Annotated in this window: 3 protein-coding genes and 1 pseudogene; 3 read left to right on the top strand and 1 reads right to left on the bottom strand. The window is 71.0% G+C overall.

Going from position 1 to position 2,362, the window contains the following annotated elements; all coding sequences use genetic code 11:
- The coding region (locus FFS27_RS31725; protein ID WP_049353681.1) for a helix-turn-helix transcriptional regulator at positions 1 to 743 on the top strand (743 nt) is incomplete at its 5' end.
- Positions 744 to 752: 9 nt separating this feature from the next.
- Positions 753 to 902 (top strand): annotated as a pseudogene (locus FFS27_RS31720) (HTH domain-containing protein); the annotation flags it as partial.
- Positions 903 to 1,039: 137 nt separating this feature from the next.
- On the opposite strand, the gene FFS27_RS31715 reads toward FFS27_RS31720, so the two are convergent.
- Complete coding sequence (locus FFS27_RS31715; RefSeq protein ID WP_003082572.1) at positions 1,040 to 1,906, bottom strand: LysR family transcriptional regulator; 867 nt, start codon at positions 1,904 to 1,906, stop codon at positions 1,040 to 1,042.
- Between the two features lie 99 nt (positions 1,907 to 2,005).
- Here FFS27_RS31715 and FFS27_RS31710 point away from each other — a divergent pair.
- On the top strand, positions 2,006 to 2,362 hold a 357-nt coding region (locus tag FFS27_RS31710; RefSeq protein WP_034019551.1), incomplete at its 3' end, for an EamA family transporter.

The raw sequence follows: 2,362 nt of genomic DNA, 5'->3' as shown, positions 1-2,362 counted from the left end.
TTTCCCGCCTCGGCCGCCGACGCACGCCGGGCCTGCGTCGCGAGGAGGTGGCGCAGCTCGCCGGGGTCGGCGTGACCTGGTACACCTGGCTGGAGCAGGGCCGCGCGGTACGCGCCTCGGAGCAGGTGATCGGAGCCATCGCCCGGGCCCTGCTGTGCAACGAGACGGAAACCCACCACCTGTTCAACCTCGCCGGGCTGGCCGCGCCGACCTCGGCGCGGCGGGCGGTCTGCGAGAAGCCCTCGGCCGCCACCCAGGCCATCCTCGATGCCCTCGACCCGTTGCCGGCCATGGTGCAGAACGCCCGTTTCGACATCCGCGGCTACAACCGCGCCTATTGCCGGCTGGTGGGCATCGACCTGGCGGAGATCCCCGAGGAAGACCGCAACTGCATCTACCTGGCGCTGACCCACGAGCGCTGGCGCTACTGCATGGCCAACCGCGAGGAGGCGTTGCCGCGGATGGTCGGCTTCTTCCGCGCGGCAATGGTCGAGCGCATGGGCGATCCGCTGTGGGAGCGGCAGTTGCAGCGCTGCCTGGAGGCTTCGGCGGAGTTCCGCGAGATCTGGCGGCGCAACGAGGTGATGGGCATCGAAAACCAGCTCAAGCGCTTCCGTCATGCGCGCTGCGGCGAATTCGAACTGCAGCAGACCAACTGGTGGTCGGCGCCGAAGAACGGCGATCGCCTGCTGGTCTTCGTCCCCCTCGACGACCACGCCCGCGACTGCCTGGAGCAACTGTGAGTCGGCGCCCTGTCCCGTAGCCAGCGCCTGCTCGTCCTGCTGCAGATTCTGCGCCGGCACCGTTACCCGGTGGCCGGGCATGTGCTTGCCGGCGAACTGGGGATCAGCCTGCGCACGCTCTATCGCGATATCGCCATCCTGCGACAGCAGGGCGCGCACATCGAGGGCGGCGCCGGCGCCAGGCGTTGCTGCGCGAGTGGCGTGAACGGGAAAGCATCGCCGCGCAGTGAGCGACTGCTGCCGGAAACTGACAGACGGCCACCGCCTGCGGGTCTAGCGCCCGGCGCTGTAGCGGCTCAGAGCCGGAACTCCTCGGCGATCAGTTCGCCGAGGCGCTCCAGCGCCGGCGGCCGCTCTCCCGGGGCGAAGGCCAGGCGAATGCGGTGGGCGGGCAGTTCGGCGAAGCCCTCCGCCGGCCCCAGCACGCGCATCGTCGGGCCGACCCGCGCACGGTCGATCACGCCGATCGCCAGGCCGCCTTCGATGGCCGCTTCCAGCGCCGCCGCGCCGGGACTGCTGACCACCGTGCGCCAGCGCCGGCCCGTCGCGCCGAGGGCTTCCAGCAGCGCCTGCCGATAGGGACAACCCTGGCCGTGCAGGGCCAGCGGCAGCGGGCGTTGCGGATCGATCCGCAGGCCGTGGCCGGCGACCCACACCGGCTGGGTGCCGCCGATCTCGCGGGAGTGCCCGTCGTACGGGGTTTCGTCTTGCGCTTGCACCAGCAGGGCGAGGTCCAGCTGGCCGCGCCGCAGGCGTCCGGCCAGCCTGCCGCTGGCGTCGGTGAGCACCTCCAGCTCCAGCGCCGGCAGTTCCGCGCCGAGGCGTGGCAGGAGGCGGCCGAGCAGCTTGCCGGCGTATTCCTCGGAAATGCCGAAGCGCACCCGCAGTGGCTCTTCCCGTCTGCGCAACCCGGCGAGCACGCGGTCGTGGGTCTCCAGCAGCTCGGCGGTCTGGCGCTGGAACCGCTGCCCCAGCGGGGTCAGCCGCACCGACTGGTTGTCGCGCTCGAACAGCCGGCCGCCGGCCAGTTCCTCCAGGCGCCGGACGTGGGTGCTCACCGCCGAGGGGCTGCGGTTGAGGTGGCTGGCCGCGGCGAGAAAGCGGCCGAAGCGCAGGATGGCATGGAAGGTACGCAGCAGCTCGATATCCAGGTTGGCGCTCATGGTTCCGATTTCCTGCATGACTGGTGCAGATAGTTTCGTTTGATAGTAGCGGCGGAGGCCGCCTAGCCTCGACTCGAACCTGACCGACGGAGGCGAGCGATGCGCGCGACCACCTGCACCCCGCGAGCGATGCCCGGGGCGACCCGCCTGCTGGCCGTGCAACTGGGCATGGTACTGGCCTGGAGTTCCGGCTTCGTCGGCTACCGCTATGCCATGGAACAGGCGCCGGTGTTCCTCACCAGCTTCTGGCGTTTCGCCGTCTGCCTGGCGCTGCTGCTGCCCTTCGCCTGGGCCGGGCTGCGCCGGTTGTCGGCGCGCCAGTGGCGGCGCCAGGCGCTGATCGGGGCGTTGGCCTACGCGGGCTACATAGCGCCGATCGCCAAGGCCATCGAACTCGGCGTCTCGCCGGGCGTGGCGGCGCTGATGGCCGACCTGTTGCCGCTGCTGGTGGCCTTG

The sequence above is a fragment of the Pseudomonas sp. 2VD genome (assembly GCF_005503585.1).
Lineage (GTDB): Bacteria > Pseudomonadota > Gammaproteobacteria > Pseudomonadales > Pseudomonadaceae > Pseudomonas > Pseudomonas aeruginosa.
Note: the sequence above shows the minus strand (reverse complement) of the source record. Positions and strands in the feature narration are given on the sequence as shown.